This window comes from Saccharothrix sp. ST-888, from assembly GCF_000955975.1.
Taxonomy (GTDB): Bacteria; Actinomycetota; Actinomycetes; order Streptomycetales; family Streptomycetaceae; genus Kitasatospora.
The window spans coordinates 1-300 of the sequence record NZ_JYJF01001007.1; the positions used below are offsets into that span (position 1 = coordinate 1).

The 300-nt window shown below is 73.7% G+C and carries 1 protein-coding gene; it reads right to left on the reverse strand.

Annotated features, from left to right (window positions below; genetic code table 11):
* On the reverse strand, window positions 1–300 hold a 300-nt coding region (locus tag UK12_RS35340), incomplete at both ends, for a hypothetical protein (RefSeq protein WP_045307322.1).

Genomic DNA, 300 nt, shown 5'->3' on the forward strand with positions numbered 1-300 from the left:
GTTCGACTTGACCGACCCCAGCCACAACGGCCGTCCCTCGGAGCGCCCCTGACCGTACGTCGCCAGCAGCGCCTGCGCCTCGATCGGGTCACCCAGCGTCGTCCCCGTACCGTGCGCCTCCACCACGTCCACATCGGCCGCCGACAGGCCGGCACTCGCCCGCGCCTGCCGGATCACCCGCTGCTGCGACGGCCCGTTCGGCGCCGTCAGACCGTTGGAGGCACCGTCCTGGTTGACGGCCGAACCACGCACCAGCGCCAGCACCTCGGGCCCGTTGCGGCGCGCGTCCGACAGCCGCTC